Source organism: Streptococcus parasanguinis (assembly GCF_009717775.1).
GTDB lineage: Bacteria > Bacillota > Bacilli > Lactobacillales > Streptococcaceae > Streptococcus > Streptococcus parasanguinis_AG.
This window is the reverse complement of record NZ_WMZF01000001.1, coordinates 423660-441195: the sequence shown is the minus strand read 5'-3', so window position 1 is coordinate 441195 and position 17536 is coordinate 423660. Positions and strand designations below refer to the sequence as shown.

Genomic DNA, 17536 nt, shown 5'->3' with positions numbered 1-17536 from the left:
TTGATAGATTATACCAAAGATACGGACCTAATGCAATGGGAATGATTTTATAGGAAATAACGTTCGGAAATTACAAGACAAAAACCCGTTTCAAAAAGAGAAACAGGTTTTATTTATGAACATTTTGGAGCCAATTGTTGACTTCTCTAGCTACAATTTCTGGCGCCTCTGTATACAGTTCGTGCCCCAAACCATCTAGCAAGACTTGCTTGATCTGGGGATCTAGTTGATTCAGAGCTTCTTTTCTCCATTCCGGCTCTTCTTGGTATCGTGGCCCGATAAAGAGGACAGGTAGGTCTGCCAGTGGAATCTGGTAAGCCTTGATCTGACGCCGTAGACGCAATAAAGCCATGACCTTTTCGAGATCCAGATTTAATTCATATCGTTCACTCGCTGGATTCCAACGATAGCTAACCTCTACCGCTTTTCGCGCTATAGGCGTAGGATCTGCTTCATCACTCAGTTCTGCTAACACGGCTTCTTCTAAAGTTGCAAAGACTTGCTGCTTCATGAAAGACGCCGTTCCTTCTAGTTCTTCTTCAAGAGGCAGGATCTTTTCCATATCCAGATAACCACCATCCAAGAGAATCAGAGCCTGGATCTGAGGAAACTCACTAGCCAGATAACGAGCCAAATCTCCACCCAAGGAATGCCCTAATAAACCGATCTCTTTCGCTTGGCCGATCTGATCTTGAAACCAAGCACGAAGATCGTTTTCTGTCCGAATCATTTCCCTATAGGGATCTAGAAAGGTCACAGGAAAGCCTAGCTCTTCAATAAGTGGAGCCAGATGGTAGCGATTGCTACCTAGGCCACCGATAAAATAATATTGCATGTGTTTTGTCCTAACTGTTAAAATTCTAAAAACTATAAGTGATCTCGATATTTTTCGTACCACTCCTTGTATTCTTGATACGTATTGATCGGAGTTTGCTCATTTGTCTTTGGATCGGTTGCAATAACATCTAATTTATCCTGGCCAACTGGCGCAAACCAATGGCGCATATCTTGGAAAATAGCTTCCGGATCATTGTAGTCTCCTTGTCTAACTACAATAAAGGCTAATCCTCCATTCCTCTTAAAATATTCAGGATATTCTTTAATAAAATTTAGCTGAACGTCTTTTCTTACTTTAAAATTCTTTCTGTAAGATAAATCATAATAGCTTATAAAACCGTACTCATTAGCTATATCAGCTAGATTGGTATAAGAAAATGAAAAAGGGCGCCATTTATATTCTGTCTTATCTTCAGGAAGTGCCCGTGTGATCTTCTCACTTTCTAAATCTAAAGCAACTTCTTTTTTATCTTTATCGTTCTCCTTATTTACCAAAGAAAGAACCATATAATCTCTACCATTATCCGAATATCCTCCTCTTGCCTGAAAGTCCAGTTTGTATCTCTGATCATAGGTTTGTAAAAGCTCGACCACGTTAATCGTTTTCGGTGGATTCTTCAAATGATTAAGATCATAGACATCAAATGATAATCCAACCGGTTGATTAGATCCGCTACCAATAAACTTATCTGTAGTTGCAACATAATAATTGGATAAAACAAAAGATCCATTAGCTCCACTCGTCTCATAATAAACATAGCGATTCTGAGATCCAAAAGTTTCGATTTTTTCCACCTTTGTTTTAACAATCAGTACTTCATGATCTTCCTTCCACTGAACATATTTAGGCCAGATGTAGGAATAAGCAGAGTAGGCAAAGAGAGCTAGTAAAATCAAACTCACAATCGCCTTAGTTCGAAAGCTGAGTGCCTTTAGGTATTTCATTCGATTAACATTCTCCTATTTATTTCAAGTTTTTAATCAATTCTCTAGTTTTTCCACAAACTGTTTCGATTAAACGAGGGGTTGGTATTACTCCGGCAATTCCACCTTCAAGCTCATATCTGTTGGTTGTAACACTTTCTGAACCACTGCGAGAAAGGCCAATCCGTTATCAGATGGGGAATACTGGAATGTGATATGGATGACTTTTTTATCAAACTTATCACCGTATCGTTCTACATACTGCTTGCTTTCGAGGAAGTAGATGTAGTTGTTGAGTTTTTCTTGAAGCTTCAAGAGATGCTCCTCTTCTAATGACTCTATCCATTTGTTTTCATCAATCAACAACAACTCTAGATGATCATCTGAAACACCCATCGCATCGATACTCGTAACGTCTAGTACAATTGGCCATACCTCTGCAACTGATTTAATTTTTCTTCTATTCTTATTTTCCTCTTTCTTTTGCTCTTTAACCATATATTCTACTTTCTCTTTATCACAGTTTTTGAAAAGCTCCATAGAATCAATTAAATTACAAATATTACGGTAATAATTCACCTTTTTCTCATTAGGAAGATTATAAATACTGTCAAGAACAATAGGTACTATGGCCTCCGCATCAATAATAAAAGGTAAAGAATCATATTCTTCCAGTAAATCCTCTTGTTTTTTGATAAATGATACAACTTGATATAAATGTATAATATACTGACTAGAAGCTAATTCCTTTAAAATATTAAAAGTTCGATCTGGAATATCAAAATCTCACTCTACATAAATTGGATAAAGGCTATATTCTATCAAAATATGAGTATCTGTAATATCTTGATAATATGAATCTCGATGACCAATTCTATACTCGGGATCAATACCTAAGAAAGCATCTATTTCTCTGTGATTTTCAATAGCTTTTTTATACCTCACAATATCCCACTCGGTATCTTTTTTTAGTCTATATGTCTTCATTTATTTACTCCATTGAATCTAAAATGAACTTTCATGACGTTTCTCTACCTTTCGTTTCGATTAAATAATAGTGCAATATCATTCACTATCTTAAATTGATATCATCGCCCTTTTCAATCCAATATTGTTCTTCTTTGGGGATCAAATGATCAAAACATCCTGAAAAAACCTTCCATCCGTTTGGCACATATCTTTCGTAGTTTTTCATCCCTAGATGATTTGAATAAAATTCTTCTTTATCAAAATCGATGAAAAGATCCGGAAGCAAGGCTTTTCCTTCCAGAATAATCTCTGAATTCAAGTTATCCTCTTCCATTGTGCGTTTGATCATTGAGATCAATTCTTCAACGGTCACCTTCAGCCAATCATCTTTATACATTTCTAAGTAGGACTCAAGATTGCTTTTTGTAACCACATGAAGATTCTGTTGAATCTCAGGTAAATAGGAAAAATCAAGATTCCAACCAGCTTCCTTGTAGGATTGAATATATTTATCAATATCCATTGTCCACATATCATTGGAACAAACGTACCAGTTAAACCTATGGTTCGCAATAACTCCAACAATATTTATTTCTGGCTTGTTTATTAATTGATCTTTATCCACTAGTATTTATCCTATATCTATTCTTCAATTGTAATTAATCCTCGCCATATACATCACTGCCACAAGTCAACCAGAATTTTTCTTCTTCTGGAATCTTATCCCCAAATGATTTATATTGGCCTTTCCATGGTTCTGAAACATATTCTTCGAATGATACGTATTCTGCGTACTGCGAGTACAGTTCCATCTCATCCATATCGATAAACAAGGAAGGTTTAAAATCATAAACTGCGTTCAATCTATCTTCTTGATACGATTTAGCAAATGCTTTTCCTAGCTCATTTCGATCACATTTATATACTTCCATATCTTCTAAGAAATATGGCAATGTTTCATGGGTCAGTTTCGAAGAACGTTTTCTCTCATCATACAGAGTATCAAGTGAATAGCGTGCTACCTCATAATCAATATACCAGAATTCTAAATCCGAAACATACCAGGTATATTTATTTTTATGTTTAAAAAGAACAACAATATTTTCACCGTACTTAGGTTCGATCATAATTTCATTTACTCTTCTTCTTCAAATTTAATGAGTCAAAATCACTTGACTTATTATTTTATCTCACTTTCCGCAACCAAATCATATGGAAAGTACGGAAGTCCTTCAAGCTGTTTATAATCCAATTCCTTCAATTTGCAGAGAGCGCCAGATTCAAAGGACCAGTAGCCTACATGATTTTTTACATTTTGATTATGTAAATCATACCAAGCAGCATCCCTGCTTCCTTGGTACCATTTCTTAACCAAATATTCTTTTAACAATTTTAGGGCCTGTTCAGAATTCTCTTCTTCAATGATTTTCCTAGTAAAGCCATAGGGTCTTGGGAAATCATAGTTTATCCGAATCTTCCACTCTGGATGACGAGACTGGATGAGGTAATCGATCAAATAGTCCTCCGGATCATCCTTTTTGACTAAATCTGCTAACTGATCAAAAATTTTCTCATCAATCTCTAACAGAATGCCAATAGAAAGCGCCCATAGCATTTGTTCGTAGCCCCATTCCTTACTCCAAATTGGAATTAGAAACGATACAAAGGAAATGTATTCCTTTTTAAATGCTGACAAAGAGGCTCCGCTAGAATAAGTTGCTAATAAAATGTCTGTCTGATAAGACAAAATAGTAGCTAAAGTTGACTGATAAACTTCGATCGTTGGCTTTTTATAGTTTTCTATTCCATTATCTAAATCACTTTGAAGTTTTCGTAATTTTTCTTGAAAATACAGTAAGGCTTCTCGATTTGAAATTAAGCCATCTTTATAATTCTCTTCTGTACTTAAAGTATCTCGTAACCCCATTTTGTGTCTCCTTTAAAAACGATTCGTTAAATCAATCTGAGATCTCAAGCGATTTTGTTCTATTTCAAAGTCACGTTTCGTTTTGATAAATCAATCCCCCACTTCCTTGCTCTCTCAAAATCTGCCTCAGTCGGTTCTAATTTTTCATCGATAATATGGCCAGCCTCATCGTACTCAATATAAGTTACTCTTTCCCCTAAAACACAATGTATCTGTGATTTTAATGCGCCGTTTTCATAGTATTTCTTTTGATGCCCATCAGCTGCACCGCAATCTTGAGGATTGATGCTTTCAATATTTCCATTAGGATAAAACAATACATTCATTCCATGACGGAACCCATCTTTAATATAACCATAATACTCTAATTTACCATCTGGGTATAAATCATAAGCTAAACCTGTAAATGGAATTTCTTCACCAGATTCATTCTCACAAACAATCTGCTCGCAATACCATCCACCCCAATCAAGCTCTTCTTCAAAACAAACACCATTTAGAAGCACTTCTTCTTTTGTTAAAATCATATCTTCCATCATTTTTCAACCTTTTTAAATAATTTGTTTCTCATTACATTTTGACATCTGAAAAAGTTAACTGAGCAGGAATTTTTCTTAAAATCCTCCCTTTTTCAAGACATCTTGTAGAGTTTCAGGAGAAATCGTGTCAACCAGAACGTATTTGGCATCTAGCATATAGATGCCTTCAGTCAACGACTCTAGGAATTGTCGATAAGGAACCTCGGCTAGTTTTTCTCCATCGGCTGTCATAATGAATAATCGTGCTACTGCAACCTTACTTCCTCGATACTGTTGCAAATATTGAGGTTCCAACTCAGGGTATGCTGGTAGGACTGTCCTCGCTTCACTATTTAGATAATTGATAGGGATAAGGATGTCCTCACCATTTTGCTCTACTTTAAAAACTTGTTGCTCAGAGTAATAAGCATTCAACTGTTGGGTGAAGCGCAAGCGCTGGTCATAACTATTTAAGAGTTGATCATCCGGTACATGGATAATCTGCCCTAGATAGAGTTCATTGATGTAAATAGGACGTTTCACTCCCATAATTTCCACGATAGGATGATCTTTTACTTCCTTGGTCAATTCCGAAAGAGCTGATAAGAAAATATCCGTGAAATGAAAATCAAGAATGGAATCTTTATCATAGTTCACGCCATCATGTTCACACACACTTACATCTAAGAGAACAAGCAAGGTTTTCAAAAACATCAAGGCCCCGGTCCAGTCAGAAGCTGTCGCTAAATCTGGAACAGATACCTGATAGGCTTGGCCGTCAAAAGCTAGACGGAACCCTAGACTAGACTTCCCTTTGACTCCAAACTGAACAGAATGGAAATCCGAAATAAGAGAGTCTGCAGATGGCTTTAATCCTGTATCCTTAGCGGAAACGCTGTAACATTCAAAGATTTCTGCTTGAAGCACCTCACCAATCCTTAGTGGTTGGTTGCTTTTTATTGTAAAACTAACTGATTTCATATTTTTCTCCTTCGGTCTACTGGCAAATTCTTTCTACGACGTAGAATCGTTACTTCGCTGACAGGGATTTTTCCTGATGCATACGTGATAAGACCGTACTTATCATCCATCAATTCCGCACCATCTGCTATATTGTTTTCATTTAAAAATTCTTTATCAGAAACCAATATTCGCACATAAGAATCGGGTGCTGTAAAATCATCATCTCCACGCTTGTGACCAGCCATTGCAAATTCCTGACCTTTATATAGGACACGATCATAAACCACATACCTTTGACTAATCTCGCTGTAAGAAATAAGCTTTCCGTATATACCTTCACCGGCATCGGAAATATAGGAGCTATAGGGGATGTAGCCTTCATCCAACATCGCTGGATCTTCCGAAAGCAGGATATAACTATTTATATAATTCACAAAATTAGAGTATACTTTGTTTTGATAGACTAGAAATTCTTTACGCATACTAACCCTCCACAAACTGTCATATTAACAACCTTTATCTTCTATTCATCTTGTTTTCTTACTTCGCTTGAAATTTCAAATTCGATCATCCGATCATGATCACTCAAAATAACACCATTGAAAAATAGAACCAGATAAAGCACAATCGGTACAATTAAGAATAGCCTCAATTGGACAAAATAAGCAAATAGAAACATTGGAAGAATGAAGACAAAGAATAACAATCCGTAACCCAAGCCTTTTTGAAAAATTCGTTTCTTCATTACCAAAAATCCACTCCTTCTTTCGTTAGTGTTAATGGATTCAGTGTTTTAACTCTGCCAATATACTTTAAATCCGCCTTTTTTCCTTTAAGAAAGGCTTTTAATTTCATTTTCCTAAGCACAGCAACAAACATAAATGAGAAGGTCATCGCAAGAGCCAAAGATAGTAAATGTACCGTGCCTTGAAAATAATTTGTCGCTTTAATGGTAGGTCCTAGCCAAAATTGATACGGAGTAAGTAAACGAATGAGTGCAGCTATCACAATAGTTGCTCCAAGGTATGATAGACCCTTCCTACTTCTCACGTTTTGGCTATGTGTATGTTTACTAAATGAATAGTTTGTTTGATAAATGGCAAAGGATCTCTTAGTAGACAGACTCCAGTTTCTTTGCACTAAGTACTCTTGATGTTGGTCTGTCACAATCAAATACCATCCTTTTTGAAGTGTCTGCTCATTTAAGGAGATATTGTAGACACGACCTTTAAAATTTTGTTTACAAACCATGAAAACAACCTTTCGATGCTATTAAAACTTAGATCTAATATTTTTAATATCCATTAATCCTTATGTTCAATCATTGAATAACCTATAACAAGGCCCGTTCGATCTGTCATAAACTTTTCACAATTTTCTTGCGCTTATGCACCTTATTTGCTAAACAGATAGAAAGAACAAATAGGAAAATAGAATTGATAAAAGAGCCTTACTACTTCATGTAATCCGTATTGATATATTTTTCAAAACGAAACCTTTTCGTAAAAAATCCATTCGTATATAAAAGATAAGACGAAAAAACCACATAGTCCATCACTAGTAACAAGAAGATACTAGGAGTTGAAAGATATAAATGCATTGAAATGAAAAACATACCAATAAATAAGATGATAAGTAAAACGATGGTTTTGTTATATTTTTTTACTTGCTTTCGAAATTCCTCATACTCATCTTTTGTCAATTCAACCTTTTCAAACTCTATCTTTTTATACAGCCTGTTATTAAAAACAACCGCAGCAATAATTGAAAGAACAAAGGAAACAAGCAAGAGAACAATACTTAGGACCACGTTAGATTCAACACTTTTAAATAGACTCAATCCTAGAACATGGTAACCAATGATAGATGACAAAAATATTTTGGATGTAGATGCCTTATGAGCAACTGACTTTTTCAAGTCGCCAGTAGATAAATCGATATAATAGGTATCTTCTTTATAATCTCCTAAACAAAGAAGCGATTTATAGGTATACTTCATTCCTTCTCCTTCTTATCTGCAGCCCCTTGTATATTACTCAGTCGGGGTCCCCACAAACAAACCGTAAATCTATTACCTACTATCATACCGAAATACAGTTTGAAGTTCAAGTTAGTCACTATCTAGGGGAATTGGATAAGCAAAAAGAGACCATAGGGTCTCTTACTATTTGATTCTATACTGAATGAACGAGACACAAAAAAATCCACTCACTCGGGGTGAAATGGATTGTTTCATTATTAACGGTTCAACAAGAAATTGAACAATTTTTCGACAATTTTTACGACCAACCAGCATAAGAATCCGATATAGCTGAAATAGAAAATGAGTGACAAAATCGTAATAATCATGGTTTCCTCCTTCGTCGATTGCAAGTACTTGTCTTATTATACCTTTTTATGCAATCGAACTCAATAGAATTTTGAAAATTGTCTGATTATTCTTTTTCTTCTTTGGCTTCTTTGGTGTCTTGATCAGCTTCTTCACTGCCTTTATTGACAGCAGTCTTAAATTCAGCAAACATTTTGCCGATGGACTGGCCCAACTCAGGCAGGCGTTTTGGTCCAAAAATCAAGAGGGCGCCCAAGATGATGATGATCAATCCTGGTGCTCCAATATCACGTAAAATTCCCATTAGTTTCTCCTTTTTCTTGAATAGATGACTTTACTGATGGCGACACTGACTTCAAATAAGAGGATCAAAGGGAGTGTCATGGCCAAGTCACTAATAAAGTCCGCTGGCGTCAACACGACGGCTAAGACCAGCAGGACAAAGTATGCGTAACGTCGGTAGGTTATTAAAAACTGTGGTGTCAAGAGCCCAATCGAGGTCAGAAAAGCGACCAAAACTGGTAACTCGAACAAGACCCCTATTGGCAAGGTGGTGTGCCATAAGAAGGTTAAATAATTTTGTGCCGTTAATTGGGTATCAAACAGCCCTTCTCCCAAGCGCATTAGGACCTCTAAAATAGCTGGACTGACAAAGAAATAACCAAATGCAAGTCCCAGCACAAAGCAAATAAAGCTAGCTGGAATGTAGGCAAAGACTGCACGCGCTTCCTTCTCTTTCAAAGCCGGCCTTACAAATTGCCAAATCTGGTAAACAATAAAGGGCAAGGTCAGGCTAAAGGATGTGAGATTGGCCAGCGATACATAGATCCAGAGAATATCATTCGGTCCCAGTACCAGCAGTTTTTGATGCAGGCTAGCCGTCAAGGCTTGATAGATTTCTCCTCCAAATACAAATGCTAGGATGAAGACGATAATATAGCACAAGACCACTGCGATCAATCGTTTTCGAAATTCGACCAAATGTTCAACAATAGTCATTTCATCTGCTCTACTCTTTGCCATGTTGTCTCACCGTAACGAGTGCGATCAAGGCCACAAAGATACCTTGAGGAAGAAGAACTTCCCAGCTTGGATAGATCCCCGCCCAATCGATGGTTGGAAGTCCATTGACCAAATGGCTAGGTAGGATATTGGTCAACTGCAGGGCGTGAATGCTGACACCGAGCATCTTGAAGGCCAAGGCGTAAATCAACCAAGTCAAAATGAAAAAGATTCGATGAGGTTGGATAGCTTGACTAGCCTTAGTCATGGCCACTGCAATGATGATGAGAACAGCTATAGCAAGCCCGATTCCCAGTAAGAAATTCGTGGTCGTAATCCGCGGAATGATCCCGACATAAAAGAGAATGGTCTCAGCCCCTTCACGAAAGACTGCTAAGAAACTGAGGGCAAACATCGAGACAAAGCTTCCTGTAGCCGTTACGGTCTTCATTTGACGGTCCATAAAGGCATTCCATTGTTTGACAGAGGACTTGCTGTGGAGCCAAATTCCGATGAGGATCATCATGACCACAGCGAAAATCCCAACACCACCTTCAATGATTTCCCGATTAGACCCCGAAGTAACGGCTGGAAATGCTACTTGCAGAACAAGAGCAATCGCTGCACTGGCAAGAACACCCGCAATAGCCCCTCCGTAGACCCATTTGAGGGCTTTCCTCATCTTAGCAGCCTTAAGGGTCGTCACAAGCGCCATAACGATCAGAAGGGCTTCCACTCCTTCACGCAGAAGAATCAACATGGCATCAAAGGCGTTGTAAGAAGCTGTCGTATCGATCGCAGACAGGTCTCTGATCAAGGCTTGTAATTTCTCTTGATAGGCCTTTTCTTTCCCCTTGACCATAATGACCGGGGATTCGCTCTCTACGCGAGTGTAGAGACTGGGATTGGTCGTGCTGACATCTCCCTCGATAGTTGGCCAGATAGTGATGAACTGCTTCATAGTCGCTGCAGCAGATTTATCGTCGCCGGATTGGAATTGGCTTTGTGCCTTTTCCAAAAGCTTGATCCCATCTTCCAATGTCAAATCCGTACTGACACTGCTAATGGCTTCACCTTTTACAAAGGCATCAATCCCATTTTTGAGGTCATCATAAGAGGACTGGATGTTGGTAAAATCGGTAGGTTCTGTTTCAATACTACTGCGTAAGAGCGAAATGGCCGTCTCGATTTTGCCATAGTAGGCTGTGCTGTGATCTCTTACCACCGCTTCGTTACGGGTCCAGGTATTATTGAGATCTGCATAGGTTTGACGAGTTTTATCCAGATTCTTAGCTGTAATGGCCTCTTGTAGGTTCTTAAAATAAGGTGCGAGGTGACTCACGAGTTTGTCTTTTTCCGCCTCTAAATCGACCGGATTTTGCTCTTTTTCAAAAGCCAGCAAGGCTGATGAGATCTTGGTAAGATCCTCTTTTCTTACCTCCCCTTTTATTGCTAAGGCTTGGCTAACTTTTTTCCCTGCCTTGGAATCATGGTGGTCTTTTGATTCAAAATCAGACTGAATCGCAGCGATTAATGCCTTGGCCTTATCCTGATTCTTATTTTCTACAGCGGTTGTTGCATCCGTGATCTTGATAAAGAGATCGCTATAAGAGTCCGCAGCCACTGGATGAGTCCAGAACAAGGCAAGAAGGCCTAATAAGATCAAGAATTTATTCAAAGAGTGCTTGACCAAGATACCCTCCTTTCTCAACGCCTGCAAAGCAAGCAAAGAGTCCACTTCCGATATGGGTGATGTACTCGTTCATTTTGTCTACTGCGCCTAAGTTGGTTTGGATTTTGACAAAGCTGTTCGGATCCTTTTGAAAGGCGATAAAGATCAAGCCAGCATCAAATTGCCCTGTTTGTTCATTGATGCCATCCGAATAGGAATATGATCTGCGTAAAATCGGTCGATCGACTTCTTTGGCCAAGCGGACATGTGAATCTACTGGTAATTTAGATAAATCTACTTCATCAAATTCGTTGGTTTTACCAAAGGGAGCACCAGACTCCTTGTAGCGACCAAAGGTATTTTCCTGCTCCTGCAAATTGGTTCGGTCCCAAGTTTCCAGGTGCATTTGCACTAGACGAAGAGCCATATAGGAACCACCCTTCATCCAGTCCTTGCTGTCAGTCCAGACGACCTTGTCAAAGTCCTTCTCCGTCGTGACATTTGCTGTTCCATCCTTGAAACCAAAGAGGTTGCGCGGCGTTTCTTTTCGGTCGCCAATAGCTGCAAATCCTGATTTGCTCCACTTCATGGTAATGGTATTGCGACCCTTACGAATCAGATTTCGCACCGCATGAAAGGCTACCTGCTCATCATCTGCACAGGCCTGAATGACGATATCGCCACCCGTATATTTGTCCTGCAACTGCTCCTTTGGAAATGGAGGCAAATCACGAAAAAGTTTCGGACGTTTGGACTCCAAGCCCAGTTTCTTTAGAAAGGAAGCAGAAACCCCAAAAGTCAGGCTCAAGCGATAGGGGTTGAGTCCCACTGTTTCACCTGTATCCGTTGGTGGCAATAGGGCATTGGCGCCATCTTTTTTGACCAATTCTCCTTCGACTAATTTACTACTATAGTCGGTCCAGTCTTTAAAAAGCTGGATGATTTCTTTTTTGTCCGTCGTGTGAAGGTCTAATACCACCAAGTAGCAAGCCTTCTGCATGGCCGTTATAATCCCTGCTTGATGCTTGCCATAAAAGGAGATGTCTTCATCCCCATCATAAGCTTTTTTGCTGGAACTGTCTTGATTAGCGAAAAAAGCAGATGCACCAGAGAGACCTAGCGCTAGACCAGCCCCTCCAATACCTGCTTTTTTAAGAAATTCACGACGGTCCATTTTTTTATCTAAAAATTTTTCGCCAGCCATTTTTCTTATTTCCCATCTAAAATCACACCCATTTGAGATAATGGTTCACCAAGTTTGGTCACAGCTTCTGCCAATTCCTTGGTATCTTCCTTGGATAAATCTGTGTAAGACTTATAGTTTGAATCATCTGTCATGTGTTTGTCCAATAAAGCATTGACATTCTTGAATTCTGCTTCCAAGGTTTTAACCAATTTAGCATCTTTTTTCTCAATCAAGGGTTTAAAGAGAGAGAAGATCTTTTCAGCCCCTTCAATATTGGCGCGGAAGTCGTAAAGATCTGTATGAGAGAAGACTTCTTCTTCACCCGTAATCTTTTGTGTTGCCACTTCATTGAGTAGATCGACAGCTCCGGTCAACATGATATCCGGTGTGACTTCTACTGTAGCAATTTTAGCTTTCAACTCCTTGATATCGTTCACCAGTTGGTCAGCGTATTTGTCTGTTCCATCTGTAGTATTGTTTTCCCAAAGGATACGCTCAATCCGGTGGAAACCTGACCAGCCATCTTCTGATTTATTTTCATCCACATAATCCACCAAACGGTAGTCGATCTTAACATCCGATTCCCCGAAGGTTTCAGCAATCGGTTCAGAACGTTCATAGGCCATGCGGATCAAGGGGTATTGCTTTTTAGCTTCTTCCAAATTACCGTCTTTTAGGGTAGCACGGAATCCTTCTGTATCCTTGAGCAATTGGTCAATTTGCATTTCAACAAAGTCTTTGTATTCAGCTGTCGCATTGTCCAAGGTCTTCTGATCAGCCTTTGACAACTGCACCGTTGAGCTGGTTTGCGTCTTTTGACTGGACTGTTTGCTAGTAGAATTTGCACACCCTGCTAAAAGAGCAACACTCAATAAGAGTAGACTATATTTTTTCATGAAAGACTTCTCCTCATTTGTTCTTGCCCTTATTTTACCAGATAGTTTCTCATTTTTCAATAATTGTCTGAAAATTTAATAATAGAAAAACTTTTCTGAGAATCTGTCTTTTACAAAAGAATATCTTTGACTCGTCCGATTTCGGATTCTTTAACCACCACAAAGATGCTATCCCCTAGATACAAGCGGGTCGCACCATTGACCGTATAGCTCTTACCGCTTCGCATTTGCGTGGTAATTAAGATATCTTGAGGGAGGTGCAGTTCATGAACTTGCTTCCCTGCAATCTTTTCTGATACAGGGATCTCGATCAGGGTCAACTCTCCTTCTTCTTGCGCCTTATCCGGCAACAATTGCTCGAGCATGGCTTCATAGACTGGCGCTCCATGGAAGAGATCCATGATCATATAAGCCAGCAAGGTCACCATGCCTAGGGGCATTAAACTGCGAATATCACCGACCATCTCTGTCACTAAAATCATCGCTGTTAATGGCGCTTTTGAAATAGCCCCAAAATACCCACTCATTCCTAAAATGATGAAAAGAGGCAGCTGATTTTGAGAGATAAAGCCAATGTTTTGGAGGAAGGTTCCAACGATGGCCCCTAAAAGTGATCCTAATGCTAGTATAGGCAGGAAGATGCCACCTGGTAAGCCACTACCATAGCTCAACATACTCCAGATGAAACGGATCGCAAAATAAAGAAGGATGGTCAGCACTGGATACGGTACTCGAGCTAAATCCAAGACCAATTGGTTCCCACCACCAAGAATTTGGGGAAGAAAATAGCCGATTGGAAGAATCAAGACAAAGGCAAATAAAGAGGAATAATGTGAAGTAACACGGAAAAACTTCTCTAGCAAACGATACAGGCGACCGATATTGAGAACCACTATTTCGTAGACATAACCCGCTGCCCCTAAAAAGACTCCAAGAAAAAGATAAATCCAGTACTGAGACAGATGGAGTGGCGGAATATTTTGTGGCATATGAAGCACTGGTGTTTGACCAAAGACATTGAGTGAAATAAAATTAGCCGTCAAACTAGCAGCCAAGGTTGAAATCCAAAAGAAGCGTGAAAAATGATGGTAGACCTCTTCAACCACAAATAAGAGCCCCGCTATAGGTGCATTAAAGGCAGCGGCAAGGCCAGCAGCAGCCCCACTTGCAATCAAAGACCTCTCCTCAACTGGGCTGACCTTCAAATGATGAGCCACACCTTTTCCACCCATCGCTCCTAATTGAATACTAGGACCTTCACGACCAAGCATTAAACCACTTCCGATGGCCAAGACACCTAGAATATACTTCTTCCACAGGGTATCCCACCAGCTCACCGCCAAAAGGCCCTTAAGCTCCGCTTCGACTTGTGGAATTCCTGATCCCTTGATATCCCGATTGGTGCGAATAAGGCGACCAGCAATCAGTACGATCACCCCATAACCCAATAGCATAGCAAGTAAATAAAGTGGTTGACCAGGCATCTCCTTGTAAACGCCTTGAACAAAATGAAAAATATGTTCGATCAAAAAACGAAAACTCGAGACGATACAGCCCACAACGATCCCAACCAGAACACCTCTGACAATATGGGCCACAATCGAACTAGAGGCAAATTGAAATTCATTTTTAATGGCTTCTTCTTTAGCAGACATTCCTAACTCCTTCAAACTCTTATCCTATTCATTATACCTTATTTCACTGCCTCTGAATACATGGAAAGACAGAAAAAAACAAAACTAGCACCGCTAGCTTTGTTTTTCATTGATTCATTATTCAGCAGTTAAAGCTGCCATTGTGATGTAGTTGTAAGGTTTGTTGAAGTGTGGCAAGAAGAACAAGTCTGTCAAGGCCAATTTATCAATCGTCACGTGTTCTTGAATCGCAAGTGAGAACATGTGGATAGCCATTGAGATGGCGCTATCACGTGATACCATTTGAGCTCCAAGGATTTGACGAGTGTCTTTATCGTAGACGATCTTGATACCAACTTCATAATTATCGTGTTTGATAAATTCAGGTTTTTGAAGGTCGTTGAAGCCAGTTTCAGTGGCATTGAAGCCAGCAGCTTTCGCTTTTTCAAGAGTCAAACCAGTTGAAACCATGTGAAGGCCGTAGATAGAGATACCGTTAGAACCTTGAACACCGATTCCTTCTAATTCATGACCAGTCGCATTGTAGGCACCGACAATACCTGAACGAACCGCATTAGATGCAAGAGCGATATAGCTCATTTCGTTACGAGCGTTATCGAAGATAGTCGCACAGTCACCAACTGCGTATACACCTGGAAGTGACGTTTCTTGTTTCTTATCAACAAGGAAGGCACCGTTGCGGAAGAGTTCGATCTTACCATCAGCAAGAGCTGTATTTGGACGGAAACCAACAGCCAAGATAACCATATCTACATCGAAGGTCTCTTTATCGGTTACAAGGCGTTCTACCTTACCATCTCCTTCAACCGCTTGAACCGTTTGTCCAAGCGCCAAACGGATATTGTGGTCTTCCAAGTTTTTCGCCATGATGTCTGTGAAGTCTTTGTCGTAGTAGCCATTCAAGACAGTGTCCACGATATCTACTAAGACAACATCTTTACCAAGACGTTCGAAAGCTTCCGCAAGTTCAACACCAATGTAACCACCACCAACTACGGCGATACGATTCAAGTGTTTGCTGTTGTCTTTCAATTTTTCGATTACTTCTTCAGCATTTTGGTACAATTTAACGAATTGAAGATTTTCAAGAGTTGCTTTGAATTCGCGGTTACCAGGTACGATTTCAACTCCTTTAATTGGAGGAATGATTGGTGTTGATCCAGTCGCAAAGATCAATTTTTCATAAGATTCTTTGTGTTCTTTTCCATCAACTTCCGCTGTAACCACTTTGTTGTCATAGTCAATTGAAAGAACAGGTGAATTCATGTAGACTTTTGCACCTTTTGCTTCCAATTTTTCTTTGTCAGAGTAGAAAAGACCTTCAGGACCATCGATTTGTTCACCGATCCAAAGCGCCATCCCACATCCAAGGAATGAAATGTTTGAGTTTTGGTCAAAAACTACAATTTCATTTTCATTTCCGAAATTATCTAACATAGTGTTGATACAAGCTGTTCCGGCATGGTTAGCCCCTACAACAACGATTTTACTCATAGAATAAATCCTACCTTTAATTTAATTTACTTCTTGAGTATATCATAAAAATGATATCGGTTACAATTATTTTGCTCAGAATTTGTGATCTTTTTTTCAATTTTCCAGAAAATCACACTTCACATGTTTCAAAAAATGTCAAACAATATGCTCGAAAGGATTGTGAAAACGATATCTTTTTGATATACTGTAAGTGAGTGAAAATAGGAAAGGATAGATTTTTAGTGGACCTAAGTAGTCGATCCGAACGTTTGATGGGTACGACCATCACTGTTTCGATCTGTCACCCACAAGCGAATGAACTCTTAGCCCGCTGCTTTGAACTTCTTCGCTCCTACGAACATCACTTCAGTGCTAATGATGCAAGTTCTGAACTCATGGAGGTCAATCACCAAGCTGGTATTGCTCCTGTCCAAGTTCATCCAGATCTTTTTGAACTGATTGCATTAGGTACCTTGCATAGTCAAGCTCAAGACAGCCATTTAAACATCGCCATTGGTCCTCTTGTACAGACCTGGCGAATTGGATTTTCAGATGCTAGACGTCCCCAGCAAGGGGAAATTGATCAAGCCCTGGCCAAGATCGATCCTCACCAAATCCAGCTCGACCCAGAAAACCATACGGTCTTTCTGACGCGTCCTGGAATGAAGATTGATTTAGGAGCCTTGGCTAAGGGCTATAGCGCAGACTGCATTGCGACCTTTTTAAAGAGCCAGGGAGTAACAGATGCCTTGATCGATCTTGGAGGAAATATCCTCACTGTCGGTCAACATCCCGTCAAACAGCAACCTTGGCGGATTGGCATTCAAAATCCAGTCGAAAAAAGAGGTCAGCACCTACTGGTCCTCTCTGTCAAGGATAAATCTATTGTCACCTCTGGCATCTACGAGCGTCATTTAGAAGTGGACGGCCAGTCGTTTCACCACATCTTTGATAGCGCGACGGGCTATCCGGTCGAGACAGACTTAGCCAGTATCACCATCATATCTGATCGATCCGTAGACGGGGAGATATGGACTACCCGCTTGTTCGGGGAATCTCCTGCTTCTATCCTCAACACTGTTGAATCACTTCCTGGTATAGATACCTTATTGGTTTCTCAATCAGGCAAGATCGCCTATACAAGTGGGCTTCAATCTTATTTATAATTCTCCTATCAGAAAG

Annotated in this window: 19 protein-coding genes and 1 pseudogene; 1 reads left to right on the top strand and 19 read right to left on the bottom strand. The window is 39.6% G+C overall.

Annotated features, from left to right (window positions below; translation table 11 throughout):
- Positions 1-109: 109 nt before the first annotated feature.
- From GMC92_RS02285 to nox, 19 genes and pseudogenes are all read right to left on the bottom strand, one after another.
- Entirely contained in the window at positions 110-835 is a 726-nt protein-coding gene (locus tag GMC92_RS02285; RefSeq protein ID WP_155199590.1) for an alpha/beta fold hydrolase, read from the bottom strand.
- A 32-nt stretch (positions 836-867) separates the two neighbouring features.
- Positions 868-1782 (bottom strand): hypothetical protein, encoded by a 915-nt coding sequence (locus GMC92_RS02280; RefSeq protein ID WP_155199589.1) that lies wholly within the window; start codon positions 1780-1782, stop codon positions 868-870.
- An 87-nt stretch (positions 1783-1869) separates the two neighbouring features.
- Positions 1870-2748 (bottom strand): annotated as a pseudogene (gene ifs / locus GMC92_RS02275) (NAD glycohydrolase toxin immunity factor).
- Between the two features lie 85 nt (positions 2749-2833).
- A complete protein-coding gene (locus GMC92_RS02270; RefSeq protein ID WP_155199588.1) occupies positions 2834-3355 on the bottom strand; it encodes a hypothetical protein in 522 nt (173 codons plus the stop codon).
- Positions 3356-3389: 34 nt separating this feature from the next.
- Positions 3390-3857, bottom strand: a complete 468-nt coding sequence (locus GMC92_RS02265; RefSeq protein WP_155199587.1) for a hypothetical protein — start codon at positions 3855-3857, stop codon at positions 3390-3392.
- Between the two features lie 53 nt (positions 3858-3910).
- The gene (locus tag GMC92_RS02260; protein ID WP_155199586.1) at positions 3911-4657 is read right to left on the bottom strand and encodes a PoNe immunity protein domain-containing protein; all 747 of its coding nucleotides are present in this window, start codon (positions 4655-4657) and stop codon (positions 3911-3913) included.
- A gap of 59 nt (positions 4658-4716) precedes the next feature.
- Complete coding sequence (locus tag GMC92_RS02255) at positions 4717-5193, bottom strand: toxin-antitoxin system YwqK family antitoxin (RefSeq protein ID WP_241672872.1); 477 nt, start codon at positions 5191-5193, stop codon at positions 4717-4719.
- 78 nt (positions 5194-5271) lie between these two features.
- A complete protein-coding gene (locus GMC92_RS02250; protein WP_155199584.1) occupies positions 5272-6156 on the bottom strand; it encodes a DUF4299 family protein in 885 nt (294 codons plus the stop codon).
- Positions 6153-6620 carry a hypothetical protein gene (locus GMC92_RS02245; protein ID WP_155199583.1) on the bottom strand — a complete coding sequence of 156 codons (468 nt, stop codon included), beginning with the start codon at positions 6618-6620 and terminating at the stop codon, positions 6153-6155. The genes GMC92_RS02250 and GMC92_RS02245 overlap by 4 nt, the downstream gene beginning before the upstream one ends.
- Before the next feature lie 41 nt (positions 6621-6661).
- Positions 6662-6883, bottom strand: coding sequence for a hypothetical protein (locus GMC92_RS02240; protein WP_155199582.1), 222 nt, complete (start codon positions 6881-6883; stop codon positions 6662-6664).
- The gene (locus tag GMC92_RS02235; RefSeq protein ID WP_155199581.1) at positions 6883-7389 is read right to left on the bottom strand and encodes a hypothetical protein; all 507 of its coding nucleotides are present in this window, start codon (positions 7387-7389) and stop codon (positions 6883-6885) included. Before GMC92_RS02235 ends, GMC92_RS02240 begins: the two co-directional genes overlap by 1 nt.
- A gap of 202 nt (positions 7390-7591) precedes the next feature.
- On the bottom strand, positions 7592-8137 hold the full coding sequence (locus GMC92_RS02230; RefSeq protein WP_155199580.1) for a hypothetical protein: 546 nt from the start codon (positions 8135-8137) through the stop codon (positions 7592-7594).
- A gap of 436 nt (positions 8138-8573) precedes the next feature.
- Complete coding sequence (locus GMC92_RS02225) at positions 8574-8771, bottom strand: Sec-independent protein translocase subunit TatA/TatB (protein ID WP_003007243.1); 198 nt, start codon at positions 8769-8771, stop codon at positions 8574-8576.
- Positions 8771-9490, bottom strand: coding sequence for a twin-arginine translocase subunit TatC (gene tatC, locus GMC92_RS02220; RefSeq protein ID WP_155199579.1), 720 nt, complete (start codon positions 9488-9490; stop codon positions 8771-8773). The genes GMC92_RS02225 and tatC overlap by 1 nt, the downstream gene beginning before the upstream one ends.
- A complete protein-coding gene (locus tag GMC92_RS02215; RefSeq protein WP_155199578.1) occupies positions 9477-11162 on the bottom strand; it encodes an FTR1 family iron permease in 1686 nt (561 codons plus the stop codon). Before GMC92_RS02215 ends, tatC begins: the two co-directional genes overlap by 14 nt.
- Complete coding sequence (efeB, locus tag GMC92_RS02210) at positions 11140-12345, bottom strand: iron uptake transporter deferrochelatase/peroxidase subunit (RefSeq protein ID WP_155199577.1); 1206 nt, start codon at positions 12343-12345, stop codon at positions 11140-11142. The genes GMC92_RS02215 and efeB overlap by 23 nt, the downstream gene beginning before the upstream one ends.
- A 5-nt stretch (positions 12346-12350) precedes the next feature.
- Positions 12351-13223 (bottom strand): iron uptake system protein EfeO, encoded by an 873-nt coding sequence (efeO, locus tag GMC92_RS02205; RefSeq protein WP_070661354.1) that lies wholly within the window; start codon positions 13221-13223, stop codon positions 12351-12353.
- 110 nt (positions 13224-13333) lie between these two features.
- Positions 13334-14878 (bottom strand): ClC family H(+)/Cl(-) exchange transporter, encoded by a 1545-nt coding sequence (locus tag GMC92_RS02200; protein ID WP_155199576.1) that lies wholly within the window; start codon positions 14876-14878, stop codon positions 13334-13336.
- 117 nt (positions 14879-14995) lie between these two features.
- Positions 14996-16372, bottom strand: a complete 1377-nt coding sequence (gene nox / locus GMC92_RS02195; RefSeq protein ID WP_003001563.1) for a H2O-forming NADH oxidase — start codon at positions 16370-16372, stop codon at positions 14996-14998.
- A gap of 224 nt (positions 16373-16596) precedes the next feature.
- Between nox and GMC92_RS02190 the strand changes: the two genes are divergently transcribed.
- Complete coding sequence (locus GMC92_RS02190; RefSeq protein ID WP_338324024.1) at positions 16597-17520, top strand: FAD:protein FMN transferase; 924 nt, start codon at positions 16597-16599, stop codon at positions 17518-17520.
- Positions 17521-17536 lie beyond the last annotated feature (16 nt).